Source organism: Microtetraspora malaysiensis (assembly GCF_001528665.1).
In the GTDB taxonomy this organism is placed as follows: domain Bacteria; phylum Actinomycetota; class Actinomycetes; order Streptosporangiales; family Streptosporangiaceae; genus Microtetraspora_A; species Microtetraspora_A malaysiensis.
Genome location: NZ_BBYJ01000045.1, coordinates 1 through 23,824 on the forward strand (window position 1 = coordinate 1; position 23,824 = coordinate 23,824).

10 protein-coding genes are annotated in these 23,824 nt (G+C 74.2%); 8 read left to right on the forward strand and 2 right to left on the reverse strand.

Annotation, left to right across the window (positions count from 1 at the left end; all coding sequences use genetic code 11):
* The 7 genes from AWQ71_RS38300 to AWQ71_RS38330 form a co-directional block, all read left to right on the forward strand.
* Nucleotides 1–1,764 (forward strand): lantibiotic dehydratase (locus AWQ71_RS38300; RefSeq protein WP_067143844.1); only part of this gene is annotated, 1,764 nt, incomplete at its 5' end.
* Complete coding sequence (locus AWQ71_RS38305) at nucleotides 1,761–5,288, forward strand: non-ribosomal peptide synthetase (protein ID WP_067143846.1); 3,528 nt, start codon at nucleotides 1,761–1,763, stop codon at nucleotides 5,286–5,288. The genes AWQ71_RS38300 and AWQ71_RS38305, both read left to right, overlap by 4 nt.
* Nucleotides 5,281–10,749: a type I polyketide synthase gene (locus AWQ71_RS38310; protein WP_067143848.1), complete on the forward strand. Its 5,469-nt coding sequence runs from the start codon at nucleotides 5,281–5,283 to the stop codon at nucleotides 10,747–10,749. The genes AWQ71_RS38305 and AWQ71_RS38310 overlap by 8 nt, the downstream gene beginning before the upstream one ends.
* 67 nt (nucleotides 10,750–10,816) lie before the next feature.
* Nucleotides 10,817–11,002, forward strand: coding sequence for an MbtH family protein (locus AWQ71_RS38315; RefSeq protein WP_067143850.1), 186 nt, complete (start codon nucleotides 10,817–10,819; stop codon nucleotides 11,000–11,002).
* 2 nt (nucleotides 11,003–11,004) lie between these two features.
* Nucleotides 11,005–14,250, forward strand: coding sequence for a non-ribosomal peptide synthetase (locus AWQ71_RS38320; RefSeq protein ID WP_067143889.1), 3,246 nt, complete (start codon nucleotides 11,005–11,007; stop codon nucleotides 14,248–14,250).
* Nucleotides 14,247–19,745 (forward strand): non-ribosomal peptide synthetase/MFS transporter, encoded by a 5,499-nt coding sequence (locus AWQ71_RS38325; RefSeq protein WP_067143852.1) that lies wholly within the window; start codon nucleotides 14,247–14,249, stop codon nucleotides 19,743–19,745. Before AWQ71_RS38320 ends, AWQ71_RS38325 begins: the two co-directional genes overlap by 4 nt.
* Entirely contained in the window at nucleotides 19,742–20,716 is a 975-nt protein-coding gene (locus AWQ71_RS38330) for a TauD/TfdA family dioxygenase (protein ID WP_067143854.1), read from the forward strand. The genes AWQ71_RS38325 and AWQ71_RS38330 overlap by 4 nt, the downstream gene beginning before the upstream one ends.
* A 31-nt stretch (nucleotides 20,717–20,747) precedes the next feature.
* Here AWQ71_RS38330 and AWQ71_RS38335 read toward each other — a convergent pair whose 3' ends face one another.
* Together AWQ71_RS38335 and AWQ71_RS38340 are read right to left on the reverse strand one after the other, a co-directional pair.
* The gene (locus tag AWQ71_RS38335) at nucleotides 20,748–22,088 is read right to left on the reverse strand and encodes an ABC transporter permease (protein ID WP_067143856.1); all 1,341 of its coding nucleotides are present in this window, start codon (nucleotides 22,086–22,088) and stop codon (nucleotides 20,748–20,750) included.
* Nucleotides 22,088–22,864 carry an ABC transporter ATP-binding protein gene (locus tag AWQ71_RS38340; protein WP_067143858.1) on the reverse strand — a complete coding sequence of 259 codons (777 nt, stop codon included), beginning with the start codon at nucleotides 22,862–22,864 and terminating at the stop codon, nucleotides 22,088–22,090. Before AWQ71_RS38340 ends, AWQ71_RS38335 begins: the two co-directional genes overlap by 1 nt.
* Nucleotides 22,865–22,961: 97 nt before the next feature.
* Between AWQ71_RS38340 and AWQ71_RS38345 the strand changes: the two genes are divergently transcribed.
* A complete protein-coding gene (locus AWQ71_RS38345) occupies nucleotides 22,962–23,783 on the forward strand; it encodes a TetR/AcrR family transcriptional regulator C-terminal domain-containing protein (protein ID WP_157570837.1) in 822 nt (273 codons plus the stop codon).
* Nucleotides 23,784–23,824 lie beyond the last annotated feature (41 nt).

The following is a 23,824-nucleotide window of genomic DNA, read 5'->3' on the forward strand; positions in this document are numbered from 1 at the left end:
GCCTATGCCGACCACCTGGCCGCCGACCCCCGCGTGCGCCGCTGCTGGCCGCCCGCGCTGCTCCCGCACCTCACCCTGCACGAGCGCAGCATCCTGCGCCCGATGCAGCCGCCCCTCCCCCTGTCCGCCGCCGAAGCCGACCTGCTCGCCCGCTGCGACGGACGCACCCCCGCCCACCAGGTCGTCACGGCCCTCCCCCGCCCCGAGGACGGCTACCTCCTCCTCGAACGACTCGTCGAACGCGACCTCATCATCTGGGACGCCAACCTCCCCCTCGGCCACCAGGTCGAGGAGGCCCTCCGGGACCGGATCGCGGCGATCGACGACGACGAGCTGCGCGCCGAGGCCACCGCCGGTCTCGACCGGCTCTGCGCCGCCCGCGACGCCGTCGCCGCCGCGGCCGGCGACCCGGACGCGCTCAAGACCGCGCTCGCCACACTCGACGAGGAGTTCACCGCCCTCACCGGCGCGGCCCCCCGCCGCCGCGACGGCCAGATGTACGCCGGACGCACCCTCTGCTACGAGGACACCACCCGCGACCTCGACGTCACCATCGGCACCGCCCTCCTGGACGACCTCGCCGCCCCCCTGAACGTCCTGCTCATCACCGCCCGCTGGCTGTCGGCGGCACTGGCCGACGCCTACGCGGCGGCGCTGCGCGAGCTGTACGACGACCTGCGGGAGGGGGCCGACGGGCCGGTGCGGCTGTCCGACATCCTCGCCCTGGCGCCGGGCCTCTTCTGGGGCGACGGGCAGCGGCCGGCCGACGCGGTCGCCGCGGAGTTCGCGCGGCGCTGGGAGGGCCTGTTCGGGCCGGGGCAGGGCGAGGCCCCCGTCCAGGTGTCCTCCGCCGAGCTGGCCGAGCCGCTGGCCCGGCTCTTCCCCGCCGAGCGGCCCGGCTGGTCGGGCGGCCGGCTGCACAGCCCCGACCTGCAGATCTGCGCGCCCGACGTGGACGCCGTCAACCGGGGCGACTACCAGGCGGTCCTCGGCGAGATGCACGCGGCCTGGGCCACCTTCGAATCCGACCTCTTCACGGTCTGGCACCCGGAGGTGGACCGGCTCCGCGACGAGCTGAGCGCCGACCTCGGGTCGCACCGGATCCGGCTGGTCCTGCCGACCGACTGGCCCCGGCACACCGGCCGGGTCACGCAGTCGCTGACCGGCACCACCGACCGGCGGCTCGGGTTCGCCCCGGGGCGCTGCACCGAACCCGAACGGCTGCTGCCCGCCACCTCCGTCGTCGTCACCGACGAGGACGGGGCCCTGATCGCCACCGCCCCCGACGGGCACCGCTGGCCACTGCTCGAGATGTTCTCCGAGATGCTGAGCACGCTCGCCGTCGACGCCTTCAAGATCACCACGCCGCGGGAGCACACCCCCCGGATCACCATCGACCGGCTCGTCATCTCCCGCGAAACCTGGCGCACCACCATCAGCGAAACCGGGCTCGCCGGCATCACCGACGAGCGCGGACGCTACCTCGCCACCCGTGCCTGGCGAAACCGCCTCAACCTGCCCGACCGGGTATTCATCAAGATCGGCAGCGAAGTGAAACCCTGCTACTTCGACCTCACCAGTCCCCATTACGTCGGCGTGCTGTGCACCATGCTCCGCACCGCCGGACCGGACGTCACCCTCACCGTCAGCGAGGCCCTGCCCACCTCCGACCAGGCCTGGGTCCCCGACCACCGCGGCGACCGCTACTTCAGCGAGTTCCGCCTGCAGATCACCGACCCGCTCGTCCCCGGCGGCGCGCGATGAGCGACCGGCCGTCCCTCACCGGGCCCACCGTCGTCGACATGATCCTGGAGCGGGCGCGCGCCGTGCCCGACGCGATCGCGGTCGCACAGTGGGGCGAGGAGATCACGTACGCCGAGCTGGTCAGCCGGGCCGCGCTGCTGGCCTCCCGGCTCCGCGCGCTCGGCGTCGGCCCGGAGACCCGGGTCGGCGTCTGCCTGGAACGGCGGCCCGCGCTGGTCGTCGCGGTGCTCGGCGTGCTGCTGTCGGGTGGCTGCTTCGTGCCGCTGGACCCGGCCGGCCCCCGGCTGCGGCTGCTCGACATGGCCGCCGACGCCGGCCTGGACGTCGTGGTGTGCGACCCGGCAGGAGCCGAGGCGGTCAGCGAGGCGATGGGCGACGCCGCCCCGCGGCGACTCGCCGTACCTGACGGGACGGAGCAGCCGGACGCGGACCCGGACGGCGTCCCGTTCGCCTGCCCGGCGCGGCCGGACAACCTCGCCTACGCCCTGTACACCTCCGGATCCACCGGGCGGCCCAAGGGCGTGCTCAACACCCACCGCAACCTGCTCGGCTTCGTCACCGGATGGGTGGAGATCAGCGGCGCCCACGCCGGCACCCGCGCGCTCGGGATCACCTCGCTCGGCTTCGACCCCATCGTCATCGACCTGTTCGTCCCCCTGGTCGTGGGCGCGACGATATACCTGGCCGGCGACGCGGATCGCGCCGACCCGGCCAGGCTGCGGCGCTTCATCGCCGAGCACCGGACCACCTGGGGCTTCATCACCCCGGCCGTGCTCTCCCTGCTCGACCCGGCCGCGCTGCCCGAGTGGCGGATGGTGATGTGCGGCGGCGAGGCGATACCGCCGGCGCTGATCGACCGGTGGGGGACCCCGGGCCGCACGCTGCTCAACACATACGGCCCCACCGAGACCACGGTGGCGGTCGTGAGCGGCGCGCTGACCACGCCGCAGCCCGCGCCGGTGCCGATCGGCCACCCCACCCCCGGCCACCGCTGCTACGTCGTGGACGAGCGGCTCCAGCCGGTCGAGCCCGGGGCCGAGGGCGAGCTGCTCATCGGGGGCCCCGGCGTGTCCCGCGGATATCTCGACCGGCCGGGGCTGACCGCCGCGTCCTTCATCCCCGACCCGTTCTCCGGCGAGCCGGGCGCCCGGCTCTACCGGACCGGCGACATGGTCAGGTACGCCGAGGACGGACGGCTCGTCTACCTCGGCCGCCGCGACGGCCAGGTCAAGGTCCACGGCCAGCGGATCGAGCTGGGCGAGATCGCGGCCGTGTTCGAGGAGCATCCGCGGGTGACGCAGGCCGCCGTCGTGGCGGTGCCGCACCCCGGCGGCGGCGTGGAGCTGGTCGCCTTCCTCACCCCGGAGGACGCGCCGGACGACGTGGGCCACGCCGCCTCGCGGCTGACGGCCGCGATGCTGCCCGCCCGCGTACTGCGCCTGACCGAGCTGCCGATCAACGCCTCCGGCAAACTGGACCGCGCCAGGCTGCGCGCGTTGGCCGCCGCCGACCGCCCCGCCGGCGACGCGGCGGAAGGGACGACCACCACAGAACGGGCGCTCGCCGCGATCTGGCGGCGCCTCGGCGTCGGCGCGGACTTCTTCGCCGGCGGCGGCGACTCGATCACCGCGATGCGGCTCGTCGCCTCCGTACGGGACGAGCTGGGGCTCGACGTCACGGTGGACGACGTGTTCACCGGCCGGACCCTGCCCGAGATCGCGGCGCGGTTCGACAAGGCCACCCGGCGCACCGAGCCGGAGCTGACCCTCGGCAACCCGCCGACGCTGGCGCCGCCGCAGCGCCGCCTGTGGTTCCTGGACCAGCTCGCGCCCGACTCGGCGCCGTACAACATCGCGCTGGCGCAGCGGCTGCACGGCCCGCTCGACCGGCGGGCGCTGCGCGCCGCGCTGCGGTCGGTCGCCGAGCGGCACGACGTGCTGCGCTGGCGGATCCGGCAGACGGCCGGCGTGCCGTACGCCGTGTGCGAGCCGCCGTCGGACGTGGACCTCCCCGTCGTGGACCTGAGCGGGTACGCCCCGGCCGAGCGGGACGCCCGGCTGCGGACGCTGCTCGCCGCCGGTGCGGCCGCGCCGCTCGACCTGGCCACCGCGACCCCGTGGCGGGCCTGGCTGTACGCGCTGGGCCCGGACGAGCACGTGCTGGCGCTGACCCTGCACCACGCGGTGTTCGACGGCTGGTCCAGGGACACGCTCTACACCGATCTCGCCGCCGCGTACGCCGCCCTCGTCGAGGACCGGGCGACGGACCTGCCGCCGCTGCGCGCGTCGTACGCCGACTACGCCGTGTGGCGGGCCGACCGTGACCTGCGCGACGGCGCGGCGGACCTCGTCTGGTGGACCGAGCACCTGCGCGACGCGCCCACCGTGCTGGACCTGCCCCGCGACCGGCCCCGTCCGGCGGAGCAGACCTACCGGGGCGCGGAGGCGCGCCTGGCGCTCCCGGCCGAGACCGGCGCCGCCGTACGCGCGCTCGCCGCCGACCTCGGCGCGACCCCGGCGGGCGTGCTGCTGGCCGGGCTCGGGCGGCTGCTGCACCGGCTCACCGGCTCCGCCGACAACGTGATCGGCGCGGTCGTCGCCGACCGGCGGGTCGCCGCCTTCGACGACCTCGTCGGGTTCTTCATCGACATGGTGCCGCTGCGGCTGCGCTCGGACGACCAGGCCGACTTCGCCACCCAGGTGCGGCTGGCCACCCGCGAGCTGATGGACGTGGCCGCGCATCCGGCCGCGCCGCTGGAGCGGGTGGTCGAGAAGCTCGGCATCGCGCGAGACCCGTCCCACGCCCCGCTCACGCAGGTCATGTTCAACGTGCTGAACCTGACCGAGCCGCGGCTGGACCTCCCGGGGCTGCGCGGCGAGGAGATCGAGGTCGACAAGCCGGGCTCGCCGTTCGACCTGACCGTCTACGTGACGGAACGCGGCGACGGGTTCGAGGTCGAGTTCCTCTACAACCCCGACCTCTTCGACGCGGCCAGGATCGACGCGATGCTCGCCGACTACGCGAACGTGGTCGGCGCGCTGGCGGCGAACCCGGCGGTCCCCGCGGGGTCGGTCGCCCTGCCGGAGCGGCTCTCGCCGGAGGCCGCGCCCGGCGCGATGCGGGTCACGGAGGCGGCTGCGCCGCTCCCGCCCGTGGGGGCCGGGACCGCCGCCACCGAGGCGCTGATCGCCACGATCTGGCGCGAGGTCCTGGAACGGGACGGCTTCGGCCCCGACGACAACTTCTTCGACATCGGCGGCAACTCGCTCGCGATCGCCGCCGTCCACGCCCGCCTGCGCACCTGGCTCGGCCGCGACCTGCGCATGGTGGACCTCTTCCGCCATCCGAACATCCGCACCCTCGCCGCCCACCTGGACGCCCAGGCGGACGACACCGGCGGCTCCACCGAGGCCGTCAACCCCGAAATCGCCCGCGCCGCCTCCAGAGCCGAGGCGCGGCGAAACCGCAACCGGCGCCCACGACGCGCCTCCAGCACCACCGGACAGGAGAACGACCATGAGTGACATCACCGACGAGGGCGTCGAACCGATCGCCATCGTGGGGATGGCCGCCCGCGTGCCCGGGGCCGCCGACCTCGAGGAGTTCTGGCGCAACCTGGTCGACGGTGTGGAGTCCATCACCACCTTCACCCGCGAGGAGCAGGTGGCCAGGGGCGTCACCGAGGAGGACGTCGACGACCCGAGCTGGGTGTCCAAGGCGCCGTACGTCGAGGGGTACGACCAGTTCGACGCCGGCCTGTTCGGCCTCACCACGCGCGAGGCGGAGATCCTCAACCCGCAGCACCGGCTGTTCCTCGAGTCGTGCTACGCCGCCCTGAACGACGCCGGCACCGACCCGATGCGCTACGCCGGCGACATCGGCGTGTACGCGGGCACCGGCGGCAACCAGTACCTGTGGGAGAACCTGGCCCGCAACAAGAAGGTGTGGGAGACCCGCCACGGCATCGGCCTGGCCACCGCCAACTCGCCGAACTACGTGGCCACCAACGTGTCGTACCGGCTGAACCTGCGCGGGCCCAGCCTGACCCTGCACACCGCGTGCTCCACGTCGCTGGTCGCGTTCCACATGGCCTGCGAGGCGCTGCGCGGCGGCGAGTGCGACATGGCCCTGGCGGGCGGGGTCAACCTGGAGCACCCGCCGGCCACCGGCTACATCGGGGTGGAGGGCTTCACCTCCCCCGACGGCCACTGCCGGCCGTTCGACGCGGGCGCGAACGGCACCGTCTGGGGCAGCGGCGTCGGCGTCGCCGTGCTCAAGCGGCTCGAGGACGCCATCGCCGACGGCGACCACATCCGGGCCGTCGTGCGCGGCAACGCGATCAACAACGACGGCGCGACCAAGGTCGGCTTCTCCGCGCCGAGCGTGGACGGCCAGGCCGCCGTCGTCGCCCAGGCGATCGGACTCGCGGCCATCGACCCGCGTACCATCGGCTACGTCGAGGCGCACGGCACCGGCACCGCGGTGGGCGACCCGATCGAGGTCGCCGCCCTGAGCGCGGTGTACGGGCAGGGGGCGCGGGACCACAGCTGGTGCGCCATCGGCTCGGTCAAGTCCAACATCGGCCACCTCAGCCAGGCCGCGGGCATCATCAGCGTGATCAAGGCCGTGCTCGCCGTCGAACACGGGGTGATCCCGCCGACCATCAACTTCGAGCGGCCCAACCCGGCGATCGAGTTCGAGAAGACGCCGTTCTACGTGGCGTCCACGCTGGGCAAGTGGCAGACCGACGGCGTCCCGCGCCGCGCCGGGGTGAGCTCCTTCGGCATCGGCGGCACCAACGCGCACGTCCTGCTGGAAGAGGCGCCCGACACCCTCCCCTCGCGCGCGTCCCGGCCCGCGCACCTGCTGCAGGTGTCGGCCAAGACCCCGACCGCCCTGGACGCGGCGGTGGAGCGGCTCGCCGGCCACCTCGACACCAATGAGGGCCTCGACCTCGCCGACGTGGCGCACACGCTGCGCGTCGGCCGCCTCGAGTACCCCCACCGCGCCACCGTGGTCGCGGCCGACCGGGCCGACGCGGTCGCCGCGCTGCGCGACCGCAAGCGGCTGCGCAAGCGTGAGGCCGGCACCGTCCCGCCCGTCGCCTTCCTGTTCTCCGGGCAGGGCGCGCAGTTCGCGGGCATGGGCGCCGAGCTGTACCGCACCGAGCCGGTGTTCGCCGCCGCCGTGGACGAGTGCGCGAACCTGTTCACCGAGCACCTCGGCCTCGACCTGCGCGACCTGATGTTCGCCGGCTCCGGAAGCGGCCCAGTCGGCGCCTCCGAGGCCGCTTCCGAGGCCGACGAGCTGCTGCGGCAGACGCGCTACACCCAGCCGGCCCTGTTCACGGTCGAGTACGCGCTGGCCCGCCTGTGGCAGAGCTGGGGCGTGCGCCCCGCCGCGATGATCGGCCACTCCATCGGCGAGTACGCCGCCGCGACCGTCGCCGGGGTCTTCCGGGTGCCCGACGCGGTGCGCCTGGTCGCCGCCCGGGGCGCGCTGATGCAGTCGATGCCGCCGGGGGCGATGCTCGCCGTCCAGCGGGACGAGTCGGAGCTGGCCGGGCGGCTGCCGGAGGGCGTGTCGGTGGCGACCGTCAACGGCCCCGGCACCTGCGTGGTCGCGGGCCCCGTGGACGCGATCGAGGCGTTCGCCGCGACGCTGAAGGCGGAGAAGGTGGGCTGCAAGGCGCTGCGCACCTCGCACGCCTTCCACTCGGCGATGATGGACCCGATCCTCGCCGAGTTCACCGCGCTGGTGGCCTCGGTGCCGCGCCAGGCCCCGAGCCTGCCGTTCTGGTCCAACGTCACCGGCCTGCCGATCACCGCCGAGCAGGCGACGGACCCGGCCTACTGGGCCGACCACCTGCGGCAGCCGGTCAGGTTCGGCGCGTGCGTGGCCGGGCTGTTCGCCCAGTACGGCGACACGCCGCCGCTGCTGGTCGAGTGCGGACCGGGCCGGCAGCTCGCCGGGCTGGCCCGGATGCAGCTCCCGAAGGGCGCGCCGGTGCCGCTGCCCACCCTGCCCGGGCCCGGCGAGCGCGCCGGGGACGTCGTCACCGCCTACGAGGCCGCCGGCGCGCTGTGGGCCGCCGGAGTGCCGCTGACGGCCGGGTCGGAGACCGGGTTCGGCGGCGCGGGGCAGCGGGTGCCGCTGCCGGTCTACCCGTTCGAGCGGCGCCGGTACTGGATCGACGCCGACCCGGTGGACCAGGAGGCCGTCGCCGCGGCGCCGCGCCGGCGCGGACCGCTGCCGCTGGGCGAATGGTTCGCGGTGCCGACCTGGCGCCAGCTCGCCCCGGACACCCGCAGGACCGAGCTCGGCACGTGCCTGGTCCTGGCCGACGGGCCGCGCGGCGAGGAGCTGGTCGCCGCGCTGCGCGACCGGGGCGCCGCCGTACGGGTCGCCGGGCTCGGCGACCACGAGGCGCTGCTCGCCGGCCTCGGCACGCCGGAGGGCGGCGCGGCCGCGCCGGTCACGATCGTCCACGCCCTGGCGCTGGACGGCGCGCCCGCGAACGGCGACATCGCCGCCACCTGGGAGGCGCAGGAGCGCGGCTTCTTCAGCGTGCTGAGCCTGGTGCAGTCCCTCGCCGGAGCGGGGACCGCCGACGGCGTCCGCCTCGACATCGTGTCGTCGGGCACCACCGACGCACAGGGCGAGCCGTCGCGTCCCGAGCACGCCACCCTCGCCGGCATCGCCCGGGTGGTGCCGCTCGAACTGCCCGGCCTGACCGTGCGGCACATCGACGCCGACCCGCAGTCGAGCCCGGCCCGTACCGCCGACATCGTCGCCGAGCTGCTGCGCCCGGCCGACGAGCGTGAGGTGACGCTGCGCGGCGGCCGCCGCTGGGCGCTCGGCTACGCGCAGGTGCCGCTGGCCGAGGAGGACGCCGCGGCGCCGGCGGTCCGCGAGGGCGGCCGCTACCTGATCACGGGTGGCGTCGGCGGCATCGGCATCACCCTCGCCGAGGACTTCGCGCGGCGTTCCCGCGCCCGGCTGGCGCTGCTCAGCCGGGGCGGCCTGCCGCCGCGCGAGGAGTGGGACGCCCACCTCGCGGTGCACGGCGGCGCCGACCGCACCGGCCGGGCCATCCTCGCCATCCGGCGGATGGAGGAGGCCGGCGCCCAGGTGCTGGTGCTGGCGGCCGACGTCACCGACCCGGCCGCGCTGCGCGCGGCGCGCGAGCGGGTCGAGGCCGAGTTCGGCGGCCTGGACGGCATCGTGCACGCCGCGGGTCTGCCCGGCGGCGGCATGGCCGAGGTCAAGGAGCGCTCCGTGGCCACCGCGGTGCTGGCTCCCAAGATCGCCGGCACGCTCGCCCTGGCCGAGGCGTTCGGCGACCTCCCGCTCGACTGGGTGGCGCTCTGCTCCTCGGTGACCTCGGTGGTCGGCGGCTTCGGCCAGGTCGACTACTGCGCGGCCAACAACTTCCTCGACGCCTACGCCAAGGGCGCGCACGGCTGGCAGGCGCCGGTCGTCTCGCAGAACTGGGGCGGCTGGACCGAGGTCGGCATGGCCGTCGAGGTGACCGCGCCCGAGGGCCTGCGCGCCGCGCGCGGCGGGGTCGCCCAGGCGGTGGACCACCCGGTGGTCTCCACCCGCCTGACCGGCGAGGACGGGCAGGCCGAGTGCCACGGCCTGGTGTCGGCCGGCACGCACTGGATGCTCGACGAGCACCGCATCGGCGGGGTTCCGGTGGTGCCCGGCACCGGCCACCTGGAGTCGGTCCGCGCCGCTGTCGCCGCCTGCCTGACCGCTCCGGACGCCGACCACGTCGTGGAGCTGCGGGACGTGGCGTTCCTGGAGCCGTTCTCCGTCGCCGACGGGGCCACCGCGCAGTACCGGGTGGAGCTGAACGGCACGCCGGAGGGCGCCGAGTTCCGGGTGACCAGCCGTACGGCGGGCCGCTCCGCGGTCCACGTGCGCGGCTCCGCCGGGTGGGTGCGTCCCGAGGCCGCCGCCGAGGTGGACGCCGCGGCGATCGTGGCGCGCTGCCAGGCGAAGGCGGCCGGTCACGACGCCGAGGGCGGCCGGACCAGCATGCTCACCTTCGGCCCGCGGTGGGACGCCCTCGGCGAGCACCACGTCGGCCGGGACGAGGAGCTGGCCAGGATCATCGCGCCCGAGGCGGCCGCGGCCGACCTGGAGCGCTGGGTGCTGCACCCGGCCCTGCTCGACGTGGCCACCGCGTTCGGCGAAGGACGCGGGGAGGGCAGCTACCTGCCGCTCTCCTACGGCCAGGTGCGGGTGCGCGAGGCGCTGCCCGCGCGGTTCTGGAGCCACCTGCGGTACGCCGACGGAGGCGACGACGTGGTGTCGGCCGACCTGACGCTGTTCGACGAGAACGGCCGGGTGCTGGTCGAGATCGCCGACTTCGTGCTGCGCCGGGTGGACCGCGACGCCGTCGCCGGCAACCTGGCCGGCGACGCCCCGGCCGCCGCGCCCGCGGCCTCGGCCGGAGCCGGCACGAGCGGGGACGGCATCTCCCCCGTGGACGGCGCCGAGGCGTTCCGCCGGGTCCTGGCCGGCGGCCTCGGCTCGCAGGTCGTGATCAACCCGCTGCCGGTGGCCGAGCTCGCCGAGCGGGCCAGGTCCCGGACCACCGACACCGTCGCCGGCGGCGACGAGAACGTGGGCGAGCGGGCGGCGTCCGGCGACCTCGCGATGCCGCGCAACGAGCTGGAGGCCACCATCGCCCAGGTGTGGAGCGACGGCCTGGGCGTGTCCGAGGTCGGGATCGACGACGACTTCTTCGCGCTCGGCGGCAACTCCCTGATCGCGGTGCAGCTCATCGCCTCGCTGCGCAAGGCCGTCGGCGTGAAGCTGCCGATGCGCAGCCTGTTCGAGTCACCCACCGTGGCCGAGCTCGCGGTCGTCGTCGAGCGGCTGCGCGCCGACGCCGAGCAGTCCCCGGCCGCGGCCGGCGCGAGCGGCCAGGGCCAGGCCGCCGGCACCACCATCCCCAAGCTGGACCGTCGATGACCTCCTCTCCCCGGGCCACGCCCGAGGTCGCCGCGGCAGCAGACATTCGACGAACGAGGCAGGAACCATGACCGACGAGCAGTACGTCGTCGTACGCAACGACGAAGAGCAGTACTCGATCTGGCCCGCCGGGCGGACCCTCCCCGCCGGATGGCACGACGCCGGGTTCGGCGGAGCCAAGCAGGAGTGCCTGGACCACATCGAGACCGTGTGGACCGACATGCGGCCACTCAGCCTCCGCCAGGGCGGGTGACCATGGTGACCGCCAAGGAATGGGAGGCGCCCGCCTCCTTCGGCCAGGAACGGATCTGGCTGGCCGACCAGATGGACCCGGGCTCGCCGGTGTTCAACCTGCCGTGCCCGGTCGAGATCCCGTACGCGATCGAGGCGGACGCGATCGAGGCGGCGCTGACGGCGCTCGCCGAGCGGCATGAGGTGCTGCGCACGTCCCTCCGGGTCGTGGACGGCACCCTCCGCCAGGTCGTGCACGCCGGGATCACCCCCGACATCCGGGTGCACGACCTGCGCGGACTCCCCGAGGAGGAGCGCAGGGCCCGGACGCTCGGCCACATCCAGGCGGCCAACGGCGAGCCGATCCCGACCGACCGCGCCCCGATGTGGCGGGTGACGGCGGTCCGCGCCGAGGACGCCCGCTGGGTGGTCACCTTCGTGACCCACCACGCCGTGTTCGACGCCACCTCGGCGGTCATCCTGCAGAAGGAGACGGTCCGCCTCTGCGCCGCCGCCGCGGCCAGGGCGGACGAGGGCGGCGGGCCGGTCACCCCGGCCGGGCTGGCCGGGGCCGCCGGGCTGCCCGAGCTGCCGATCCAGTACGCCGACTTCGCGGCCTGGCAGCGGGACCGGATCGGCGACGAGGCGACGGCCGGGCAGGTGGAGTACTGGCGCACGCGCCTGGCCGGGCTGCCCGCCGTCCACTCCCTGCCCACCGACCGGCCCCGGCCGGCCCGGCTCGGCTACGCCGGTGACGAGGTCCGCTTCACGATCCCCGAGGGGGTGCGGGAGCGGGCCACCTCGCTGGGACGCCACTCCGGCGCGACGCCGTTCATGGTGTTCCTCACCGCGTACGTCGCGCTGCTGTCGCGGCTGTCCGGCGAGGACGACACGGTGGTCGGCGTGACCATGAGCGGGCGCGAGCTGCCCGAGGTCACCGGGCTGATCGGCATGTTCGTCAACCAGCTCGTGGTGCGGGCGGACGCGGGCGGCGACCCGACGTTCGCCGACCTGCTCGGCCGGGTGCGCGCCACGGTGCTCGACGCGATGGAGAACGGCCGGGTCCCGTTCCAGGCGGTCGTGGAGGCGGTCGCCCCGCCGCGGGACCCGGGGACGCAGCCGCTGTACCAGATCGGCTTCAACTACATCCCCGACTCGGGCATCGAGCCGATCCCGTACACGACCTCGAAGGACGACCTCGCCTTCGACCTGACCACGGGCACCAGCCGCCTGCTGTACCGGACCGACCTGTTCGACAAGGAGACAGCGGAGGCGTTCGTCGCCCGCTACCTGCGCGTCCTGGACGCCGGGGTGGCCGACCCCGGCACCGCGATCGGCGACCTGCCGCTCGTGGACGGCGCCGAGCGCGCCGCGCTGCTCGCGGCGAGCACCGGCGAGCCGCTCGCCCCGCGCGCCGCGACGGCGCTCCGCATGGTCGAGGAGCAGGTCGCGCGCGCCCCCGACGCGGTCGCGGTGGTCGCCGGTGACCGGCGGCTGACGTACGCGGAGCTGGACGAGGCCGCCGGGCGGGTGGCGGAGCGGCTGCGCGGCTCCGGCGCCGGCCCCGAGTCGCTGGTCGCGGTCTGCGCCGAGCCCTGCCTGGAGCTGCTGCCCGCGCTGCTCGGCGTGTGGAAGGCCGGGGCGGGGTACGTCCCGGTGGATCCGGCCTATCCGGCCGACCGGGTGGCGTACATGCTGGGCGACTCCGGCGCCGGCCTGGTCCTCACCCGGAAGCACCTGCTGGACACCGTGCGGCAGACCGGCCGGAAGGTCGGGCGGAACGGCGCGGAGCCGGTCGTGCTCGCGATCGACGAGCCCGCCGAGTGGCCCGCCGTATCGGCCGGGACGGCGGGCGACGCGCCCACGCCGGACGCGGTCGCGTACGTCATCTACACCTCGGGCTCGACCGGCACCCCCAAGGGTGTCGCGGTCGAGCACGGCTCGGTGGCCGCCTACCTCGGGTGGGCGGGCGCGACCTACCCCGGCCTGGCCGGGCAGGCGCTGCTGCACTCCCCCATCTCCTTCGACCTGACCGTGACCGCCCTGTTCGGGCCGCTGACGGTCGGAGGCTCGGTGCGGCTCGCCGCGCTGGACGACGAGCCGGGCGGCGACGGGGCCGGCCTGGCCACGTTCCTCAAGGTCACGCCCAGCCACCTGGCGCTGCTCGCCGCGCTGCCGGACCGGGTCGCCCCGGAGGCCGACGTGGTGCTGGGAGGCGAGGCGCTGCCCGCCGACGCGGTCGCCGCGTTCCGGCAGCGGCACCCCGGCGTCGCCGTCGTCAACGAGTACGGCCCCACCGAGGCCACCGTCGGCTGCGTGCTGGCGCGGGTCGCGCCGGGCGAGGAGCTGCCGGTCGACCGGGCGGGCTCGGTGCCCATCGGCCGCCCGGCCCCCGGCGTCGCGGCGTACGTGCTGGACGGCGGCCTGCGTGCGGTGCCCACCGGCGTGGTGGGCGAGCTGTACGTGGCCGGCCCGCAGGTGACCCGCGGCTACCTGAACCGGCCCGGCGCCACCGCGGCCGCGTACCTGCCGTGCCCGTTCGGCCCGGCCGGCGCCCGGATGTACCGCACCGGCGACCTGGCGCGCCGCCGCGCGGACGGGACCCTGGAGTACGTCGGCCGCGCGGACGACCAGATCAAGCTGCACGGCTACCGCATCGAGCCGGGCGAGATCGAGACGGCCCTGCGCGCCCGGCCCGGCGTGCGCGACGCCGCCGTCAGCGTGCGCGAGGACACCGTCGAGGGCAAGCGCCTGGTCGCCTACCTGGTCGGCGAGCCGGGGTCCGCCTCGGACGTCGCCGACGTGGACGTCGCCGCGGTGAACGACGCGCTCGCCGCCGCCCTGCCCGCGCACATGGTGCCGTCGGCGTACGTGGTGCTCGACGTCCTGCCGCTGACCGCCAACGGCAAGCTCGACCACGCCGCGCTGCCCGCGCCGGTCACCGCACCCGGCGAGAGCGAGTACGTCGAGCCGCGCACCGCGGCCGAGGAGCTGGTGGCCGAGGTCTTCGCCGAACTGCTCGGCGTGGAGAAGATCGGGGCCACCGACGACTTCTTCGAGCTGGGCGGCAACTCCCTGCTGGCGATCCGGGCCATCGCCCGGATCCGCGGCCAGATCGAGATCGACATCCCGGTCCGGGGCCTGTTCTCCTACACCACCGTCGAGGACCTCGCGGCCGAGATCGAGCGGCGGCTGTCCGAGGACCTCGACCAGCTCAGCGATGAGGATGTCGAGCGGATGCTCGCATCGGAAGGCGACGGCACATCATGACGACGCCCGCGCAGACCTCTCCGTCCGCCGCGCGCCGCGCGCTGCTGGAGCAGCGGCTCCGCCGGCGCGCCACCACCACGGTGCGGCCGCGGCCGGAGGGCGCCGCCCCGCCCCTGTCCTACCAGCAGGAGCGGGTCTGGTTCATGGAGCAGTTCGCTCCGGGCACCAGCCAGTACAACATCCCGGTCCCGATGCGGCTCACCGGGCAGGTCGACGTCGAGCTGCTCGAACAGGCGCTGCAGACGCTGCCAGTCCGGCACGAGGCGGTGCGGATGCGCTTCCCGGCCGACGCCGACGGACGGCCGACGGTCCGGGTCGAGGAGTCCGTGACGGTGCCGCTGCGCGTCGTCACGGCGGACGACGAGGCCGCCGCCCAGGCGCTGATCGACGCGGCCGCCGCCGAGCCGTTCGACCTGGTCGAGGGGCCGCTGCTGCGCGCCCTGCTGGTCCGGCTGGCCGACGACGACCATCGCCTGCTGGTCAGCACCCACCACATCATCAGCGACGGCTGGTCGGTGGACCTGCTGCTGCGCGACCTGGCCGCCGCCTACCACGCGGGCCGGTCCGGGGCCGAGGCCGCGCTGCCCGCCCTGCCGGTCTCGTACGGCGACTTCGCGCAGTGGCAGCGGCAGACCCAGACCGGGCCGGAGCTGGACCGGCAGCTGGACTTCTGGAGCGGGCGGCTGGCCGGGGTGCCGGCCCTGGAGCTGCCCGCCGACCGGCCGCGTCCGGCGACCCAGGTGTTCGACGGCGACTGGCACACCGTGCAGGTGGACGCCGAACTGGCCGACGCGGTCAACCGGCTGTCCAGAGAGCGCGGCACGACGCTGTTCATGACGCTGCTCGCGGCCTACCAGGTGCTGCTGTCGCGGCACTCGGGCCAGGACGACTTCGCAGTCGGCTCCTCGTCCGCGGGCCGGTCGCTGGCGGAGCTGGAGAACGTCATCGGCATGTTCATCAACATGCTGCCGATGCGCGCCCAGCTCGACGACGACCCGACCTTCGACGAGTACCTCGAACGCACCCGGGTGGGCGTCCTGGACGCCTTCGACCACGCGGAGGTGCCGTTCGAGCAGCTCGTCAACGCGCTCGGCGTGCCGCGCGACGTCAGCAGGCCTCCGGTGTTCCAGGCGATGTTCGCGCTGCAGAACTACCAGATGGGCCGCATCTCGGAGGCGGGCGAGTCCGACCTGGGCTTCGAGTGGCTGCCGATGGACCTGCGGTCCACCCGCTTCGACATCGAGCTGCACGTCATCGAGATCCGCGACGGCCTGATCGTCAAGTTCGTCTACAACACGGCGCTGTTCGACGAGGCGACCGTGGCGCGGATGGCGACGCGGTTCGTCACCCTCCTGCGCTCCGTCACCGCCGACCCGGCCCTCCGGGTGTCCGAGCTGCCGATGCTGGACGCCGCCGAGCAGACGCTGCTGGTGGACGGGTGGAACGACACCGCCGCCGAGCTGGACGAGGCGGCGACGCTGCACGGCCGGATCGAGGAGCAGGTCGCCCGCACCCCGGACGCCGTCGCGGTGACCTTCGAGGGCCGCGACCTGACGTACGCGGAGCTGAACGAGCGGGCGAACCGGGTGGCGCACCGGCTGCGTGACCTGGGCGCGGGACCGGAGACGCTGGTCGGCGTCTTCGCCGAGCGCTCGGCCGAACTGGTGGTGGCGCTGCTCGGTGTGCTCAAGGCGGGCGCCGCCTACCTGCCGCTCGACCCCGAGTACCCGGCCGACCGGCTGCAGTTCATGATCGAGGACGCCCAGGCGCCCGTGGTGCTGACCCTGGGCCGCCTGCGGGAGAGCGTCCCGGCCACCGACGCGGTCATCCTGGATCTGGACGACCCCGGCGAGTGGGCGGGTCAGCCCGCCGGCGACCCCGGCGCCCCCGTCATCTCCCGCAACCCGGCGTACGTCATCTACACCTCCGGTTCGACCGGCCGGCCGAAGGGCGTGCCGAACACCCACCGCGGCATCGTCAACCGGCTGGAGTGGATGCAGCGCACCTACCGGCTCGGCGGCGACGACGTCGTGCTGCAGAAGACGCCGGCCGGCTTCGACGTGTCGGTGTGGGAGTTCTTCTGGCCGCTGCTCACCGGCGCGCGGCTGGTGCTCGCGAAGCCGGGCGGCCACAAGGACGCGGCCTACCTGCGCGAGCTGCTGATCAGCGAAGGCGTGACCACCGCCCACTTCGTCCCCTCGATGCTGGGGGTGTTCCTCTCCGACGACGAGGACGCGGCGAAGGGCTGCACCGCGCTGCGCCGGGTGATCTGCAGCGGCGAGGAGCTGCCCGTGGCCACCGCGGTCACGTTCACCTCCGTGCTCCCCGGCTGCGAGCTGCACAACCTGTACGGCCCGACCGAGGCGGCCATCGACGTCACCTCCTGGCATTGCAGCCCCGAGGCGCTGGAGGGCGCCGTCACCCTGCCGATCGGTGCCCCGATCGACAACATCCGGCTCTACGTCCTGGACGGGCGGGGGAACCCGGCACCCCTCGGCGTGCCCGGCGAGCTGCACATCGGCGGCGTCGGCGTGGCCCGGGGCTACCACCGTCGCCCGGCGCTCACCGCGGAGCGGTTCGTCCCCGACCCGTTCGGTCCCGAGCTGGGCGGCCGGCTGTACCGCACGGGCGACCTGGCGCGCTGGCGCGCCGACGGGAACCTGGAGTTCCTGGGCCGGATCGACCACCAGGTGAAGCTGCGCGGCCTGCGCATCGAGCTGGGTGAGATCGAGACGACGCTGCGCGAGCGCGACGAGGTCGCCGACGCGGTCGTGATCGTCCGCGAGGACACCCCCGGGGACAAGCGGCTGGTCGCCTACCTGACCCCGGCCGGCGAGGCGGAGATCGACGTCACCGAGCTGCGGGCCGCGCTCAAGCAGGGCCTGCCCGACTACATGGTGCCGACGGCGTTCGTCACGCTGGACGCGCTGCCGCTGTCGCCCAACGGCAAGCTCGACCGCAAGGCGCTGCCCGCCCCGCAGGCGACCCGCGACGCCTCCGCCGAGCTGGTCGAGCCGGAGACCGCCACCGAGCGGATGCTGGCCGCGATCTGGACCGAGGTGCTCGGCGTGGAGCGCATCGGCGTCCACGACGACTTCTTCGACTCCGGCGGCCACTCGCTGCTCGCCACCCAGGTGGTGGCCCGCATCCGCAAGGCGTCCGACGGCACCGGCCGTCCGGTCGGCGTGATGGACCTGTTCCAGAACCGCACCATCCGCGAGCTGGCCGTGTTCATCGACGCCGGCAGCGACGCGGCGGACGGGCCGCAGCCGCTGCTGTACGAGCTGACCCCGAAGGGCGCCACGCGCACCCTGTCCTACGTCTGCGTGCCGTACGGCGGCGGCAGCGCGATCGTCTACCAGCCCCTCGCCGACGCGCTGCCCGCGGGGAACGCGCTGTACTCGGTGGCCATCCCCGGCCACGACGTGGGGCTGAACGAGGAGGCGGTGCCCTTCCACGAGCTGGTGGACCGGATCGTGGCGGAGGTCCGGGAACGGGTCGAGGGCCCCCTGGTCCTGTACGGCCACTGCGGCGTCGGCAGCGCCATCGCGGTCGGCGTGGCGCGGAAGCTGACCGAGTCGGGCCGTGACGTGGACGCCGTCTACATCGGCGCGATGTTCCCGTTCGCCCGGCTCAAGGGCGTCATCGGCACCCTGCGCGCCCGGCTGGAGAAGCTGCGCAGCAACCGCGAGTACGCCAACTGGCTCAAGGGCATGGGCGTCGACACCGACGAGCTGGACCCGGAGCAGGCGGACCGGATCATCGCGAACATGCGGGCCGACTCCCGGGCCTCCGAGGAGTACTTCACGACGCTGCTCGACCAGCACCCGGAGCCGATGTCCGCCCCGATCATCTCGATCGTCGGCTCGGAGGACCCGGTCACCGACTACTACACCGAGCGGTACCGGGAGTGGGAGTTCCTGACCGAGACCAGCGGACTGGTGGTGCTCGACCAGGCCGGCCACTTCTTCCTCAAGCACCGCTCGGAGGAGCTGGCCGAGATCGTCACGAAGGTCCATCCGGCGATGGCCCGGCGCGACACCTCCGAGCACGGCGAGGCCGCCAGGGGCCCGGACTCGGGATGGGCGGTGAACGACACGCACTACCCGGCCGAGCCGGGGACGGCCGAGGAGAAGCCGGCGGTGCAGCCGAGCGGCGGCCGGTTCCTCAGCGTCGCGATCGGCCAGCTCATCTCGGCGACCGGATCGGCGCTGACCGGCTTCGCGGTTCCGGTGTGGCTGTTCGCCGGTACGGGGTCGGTGACCGACCTCGGCCTGCTGTGGGCGCTGACGCTGATCTGCGGTGTGGCGATGATGCCGATCGCCGGGCCGCTCATCGACCGGTTCGACCGGCGCCGCGTCATGATCGTCGCGAGCGGCGTGGCCGGCGTGGTCCAGCTCACGATCGCGCTGCTGCTGTGGACCGGACGGCTGGACCTGTGGGTCATCTACCTGCTGTTGCCGATCAACTCGATGGCGGGCACGTACCAACGACTGGCCTTCCAGACCGCGGTGCCGCAGCTCGTGCCCAAGCGCTACCTGGGCCACGCGATCGGCCTCACGCAGCTCACCAACGGCTTCGCGATGCTGTTCGCGCCCCTGCTGGGCGCCGGTCTGTACGTCGCGATCGGCCTGCCCGGCATCCTCGCCATCGACATGGCGAGCTACGTGTTCGCCCTCGCGGTGCTGCTGGTGATCCGCTTCCCCGACACGCTCGGGTTCCGCCGCAAGGAGCCGCTGCTGACCTCGATCGCGGAAGGTCTGCGGTTCTCCTGGCACATGCGTGGCTTCCGGTCGATGGTGATCTACTTCGCGATCGCGAACATCTTCCTGGGTCCGGCCCTGGTGCTGACCGTCCCGCTGACGCTCTCGTTCGGCACGGTCGACCAGGTGGCGCAGGTGTCGGTGGCGGAGGCGATCGGCGCCGTGGCCGGCGGCATCGTGATGGCGCTGTGGGGCGGCCCGCGCAAGCGCCGGATGATCGGCGTGTTCCTGGGCAACCTCGGCATGGCGGTCGGCTGCCTGGTGATGGGTCTGCGGCCGTCCCTGGCCGTGGTCGTGACCGGCATCTTCCTCCTGGCCATGTCGATGACGATCTCCCAGGGCATCTACGTGACGCTGATCCAGGTCAAGGTGCCGCAGCGGTTCCACGGGCGGGTGCTCGCGCTCAACCAGGCGCTCTCGTGGTCCACCCTGCCGATCGGGTTCGCCGTGCTCGCGCCGGTGGCCACGTCCCTGTTCAACCCCATGCTGCAGCCGGGCGGCGCGCTCGCCGAGTCGGTCGGCGCCGTCATCGGCGTCGGTGAGAGCCGGGGCGTGGGCCTCACGTACATCGTCTTCGCGCTGATGATGGCCGCGGTCACCATCAGCGCGTCCACCATCCGGCTGCTGAGGCGCTTCGACACCGAGGTGCCGGACTCCCTCCCCGACGACCTCATCGGCATGCAGGAGAGGCAGCGTCGCCTCAGCCTCGTGAAAGGAAGCAGCGAATCATGACCGGAGTCACCCCCACTGAGGCGCCCCGGCTGGGGTCGGTGGCCGGACACGTCGAGGGCAACGGCCACACCGCCATCACGGTGTACGCCCTCGGCCCGGACGCGACCGGCCACCTCGACTGGGTGACCGCCCACCGCGACGGGCTGCGGGCCGCCCTCGCCGAGCACGGCGCGGTGCTGCTCCGCGACCTGCCGGTCGATCTGGAGCTGTTCGACCAGATCGTCCGGGTGGTCGGGGGCGACCCGCTGCGCTACACCGAGCGCTCGACCCCGCGCACGTCGGTCACGGAGTCCATCTACACCTCCACGGAGTACCCCGCCGACCAGCCGCTCCCGATGCACAACGAGAACGCGTACTCGGACACCTGGCCCGGGCACCTGTTCTTCTTCTGCGAGACGGCGGCGGCGACCGGCGGGGCCACCCCCATCGCCGACAGCCGCGCGGTGTTCCGCGCGGTCCCGGAGGAGGTGCGGGAGCGGTTCGCGGCCGGCGTCGTGTACGCCCGGGCGTTCCGCGAGGGGCTCGGCCTGTCCTGGCAGGAGTCGTTCCAGACCGACGACCGGACCCAGGTCGAGCGGTACTGCGCCGACCACGGGATGGCGTACGAGTGGACCGACGAGGGGCTGCGCACCCGGCACCACCGCCCGTCCTGGCAGACCGAGCCGCTGACCGGGGAGCCGGTCTGGTTCAACCAGTCCAACCTGTTCCACGTCAGCAGCCTGGACGAGGAGGTCCGTGAGGCCCTCCTCAGCCTGTACGGCGAGGCCGACCTGCCCCGCAACGCCTACCTCGCCGACGGCTCCCCGATCACCTCCGCCGACCTCGACGCCGTCACGGCCGCGTACGACAAGATCTCCTACGCGTTCCTCTGGCGCGAGGGCGACCTGATGATCATCAACAACATGCTGTGCGCGCACGGCCGGGACCCGTTCACCGGCGCCCGCCGGATCCTGGTCGCGATGACCGCCTGACGGCGGCTCCGCCCGGCCGGGGCACGCGGGCTCACACCGAGTTCAGGGCCTCGACCGGGCGGACCCGCAGCGCGGACACGGCGGTCGGGATCGTGGCGACCAGCACGAGCAGGAGCGCCGCCCCGATGATGGCGGCGTACATCCACCCCGGCCCCGTGGCGATCGGCGATCCGGTCTTGACCAGGCTGTACGGCACGGTCGTCGCGGCGACGGCGACCGTGCCGAGCACGACCGCCAGGATCGCCGTGATCCCGCCCTCGGCGGCGACCATCCACAGCACCTGCCGCCGGGTGGCCGCCGACAGCCGCAGCAGGCCGAACTCCCGGCGGCGCCGCCGGGTGGCCGCGATCAGGGTGTTGACCACCACGATCGCCGTGAACGCGATGATCATGGCGACGACCAGGTAGTTCACCGGAGCGAGCTGCGCACTCACGTCATCGCCCCTGTGGATGACGCTGTCCTCGGTGGACTGCATGTAGAGCGTCCCCCCGGCGATGCCGACCAGGAGGATCAGCGGCGCCGCGACGGCGCCGCCCTGCCGGGCCCCGGCCTGGAGGTTGCGCGCGGCCAGCCGCACGGTCGCGCCCAGCCGGGCGTCCGACAGCAATCTGACCGGCCGCAGGGCCGCCGGGCTGAGCAGGGCGAGCCCGACGGCGACCGCGACGCCCGCCGGCCCCGCCGTGCTCGACAGCAGCGGGCCGTTCTCCATGAAAAGCGTCCCGCAGGACAGCGCGAGGCCCACGGCCAGCAGCGCCGCCCCGGCGAGCACCCGGCCGCGGCCCAGAGCCCGTGCGGGCTGCGGGGCCGCCGCCGCCAGCGCGCGCACGGGCGGGATCGAGACGGCGCGCCGGCTGGAGATCAGAGCGGCCCCCACCGCGGTCAGCAGCGACATGCCCGCCACGAGCGCGACGCCCCGCCAGCCCACCTGGACCGTGGTGCCGTCCGCGACCAGCCCGGCGTCGACCAGCCGTCCGAGGACGATCGCGCCCAGCCCCACGCCGGGCGCCACCCCCGCCGCGATCGCGGGGACGGCCGCGATCATGGTCTCCCGCAGGACGTTCCGCCGGACCTGCCGCGGGGTGGCGGCGATCGCGCGCAGCAGCGCCAGCTCCCGCTCCCTGTGCTGGATCGTCAGGGACACGGTCGAGACCACCCCGAACCCCACGATCGCCACGGTCCAGCCGCCCAGGATCGCGGGCAGCATGATCAGGAATCCGCTGTCGCGTCCGGTCGTCAGCCCGGTCTCCAGCAGGCTCGCGAACGCGGTGAGCAGCGCGGTGCCGGCCAGCGTCACCCCGGCCGACGCCAGGTACGACCCCCGGTGCGCCCGCACCGTGGCGAACGCCAGCCTCCAGCTCGTCAGGCCGCTCATCAGGCGGCCCCCCTCGCCGAGAGGCGGGCCATCCGCGCGGCCACCGCCCCCGCGTCCGGCCGCGCCAGGTGGTCCACGATCCGCCCGTCGGCGAAGAACACCACCGAGTCGGCGTACGCGGCCGCCACCGGGTCGTGCGTCACCATCACGATCGTCTGCCCGGACGCGGTCACCGCCTCGCGCAGGATGCCGAGCACCTCGCGTGCGGCCTGGGTGTCGAGGGCGCCGGTCGGCTCGTCGGCGAAGATGATCGCCGGTTGGGAGAGCAGCGCGCGGGCGATGGCCACCCGCTGCTGCTGCCCGCCGGACAACTCAGCCGGGCGGTGGTCGATCCGGTCGCCGAGCCCCAGCCGCCCGAGCAGCCCGCGTACCCGCTGGCCGTCGGCCGGGCGACCGGCGAACTCCAGGGGCAGCACCGCGTTCTGCGCCACGGTCAGCGTGGGCACCAGGTTGAACGACTGGAAGACGAAGCCCATGCGCTCGCGCCGCAACCGGGTCAGCGCCGTCTCGTCCAGGCCGGTCAGGTCACGCCCGTCGAGGACCACGGCCCCGGAGTCCGGCCGGTCGAGCCCCGCAGCGCAGTGCAGCAGCGTGCTCTTTCCCGACCCCGACGGGCCCATGACGGCGGTGAACGTGCCGCGCGGGATGGACAGGGACACCCGGTCCAGCGCGGTCACGGCGGCGGCGCCCGCGCCGTGGCGCTTTGTCACGTGATGGAGCTCAAGTGCGGCGGTGACGGAGTTCGTCACGCGCTCGTCGTACAGTGCACGAGTCATAAATACACCGTACATCAATTTGCTTAATGCCTTATTAGCCAGGATGCTTTATAATTTCGACACGAAATAGCTCCGTGACGAAAAGAGGACGGCGACCGTGGCGACATGCGAGATGTGCGGGCGCGCGTTGCGGCCCAGCGTGCGGGGACGTCCCCGGCGGTACTGCTCCCGCGCCTGCAGCGCCCGGGCGTACCGGGCGCGGGTCGCCGACCGCCCGGCCACCGTGGAGGCGCGGCGGACGCCCGAGGTCGCCGAAGCCGGCCTGGACCAGGACGTCATCGTGCGGGCGGCCGTCGCGGTGGCCGATCGGGAGGGGGCCGGCGCCGTGTCGATGCGCCGCCTCGCCGGCGACCTCGGGGTCGGCGTGATGTCGCTGTACCGGTACGTGGCCGGCCGCGAGGAGCTCAACGACCTGATGGTGGACGCCGCCTTCGGCGCGCGGCCCCTGCCGGAGCCCGGTCCCGACGGCTGGCGGGCCAAGCTGGAGCTGTCCGCGCGCGAGGAGTGGGCCCTCTACCGCGCGCACCCCTGGCTGTCACATCTGGCCGCCGCCACCACGCGCCCGCCGAACGCGCCGAACCTGCTGGCCTACACCGACTGGCGGATGCGCGCGCTGGACGGCCACGGCCTCGGCTTCGCCACCCTCGTCCAGATCGCCATCATGATCGGCACGTACCTGCAGAGCGCCGCAGTGCCGCTCGCCTACGAGGCGCAGGCCGCGCGCAGGACGCGCCACACGCGGCGGCAGTGGGCGGCCGCCCGGCAGGAGGCGTTCGAGCGCACCATGCGCGACCCCCGCCTGCCGATGGTGTCGGAGTTCGGCGCCGAGGCGTTCGAGGCGTCCGAGCCGGAGAACATCTTCGAGTTCGGCCTGCACCGCATGCTGGACGGCGTCGCGGTCCTGCTCGAACGCGGCTGAGCGGGTCCGGACATATGCCACTTTCGCCGACGTTGACGGGA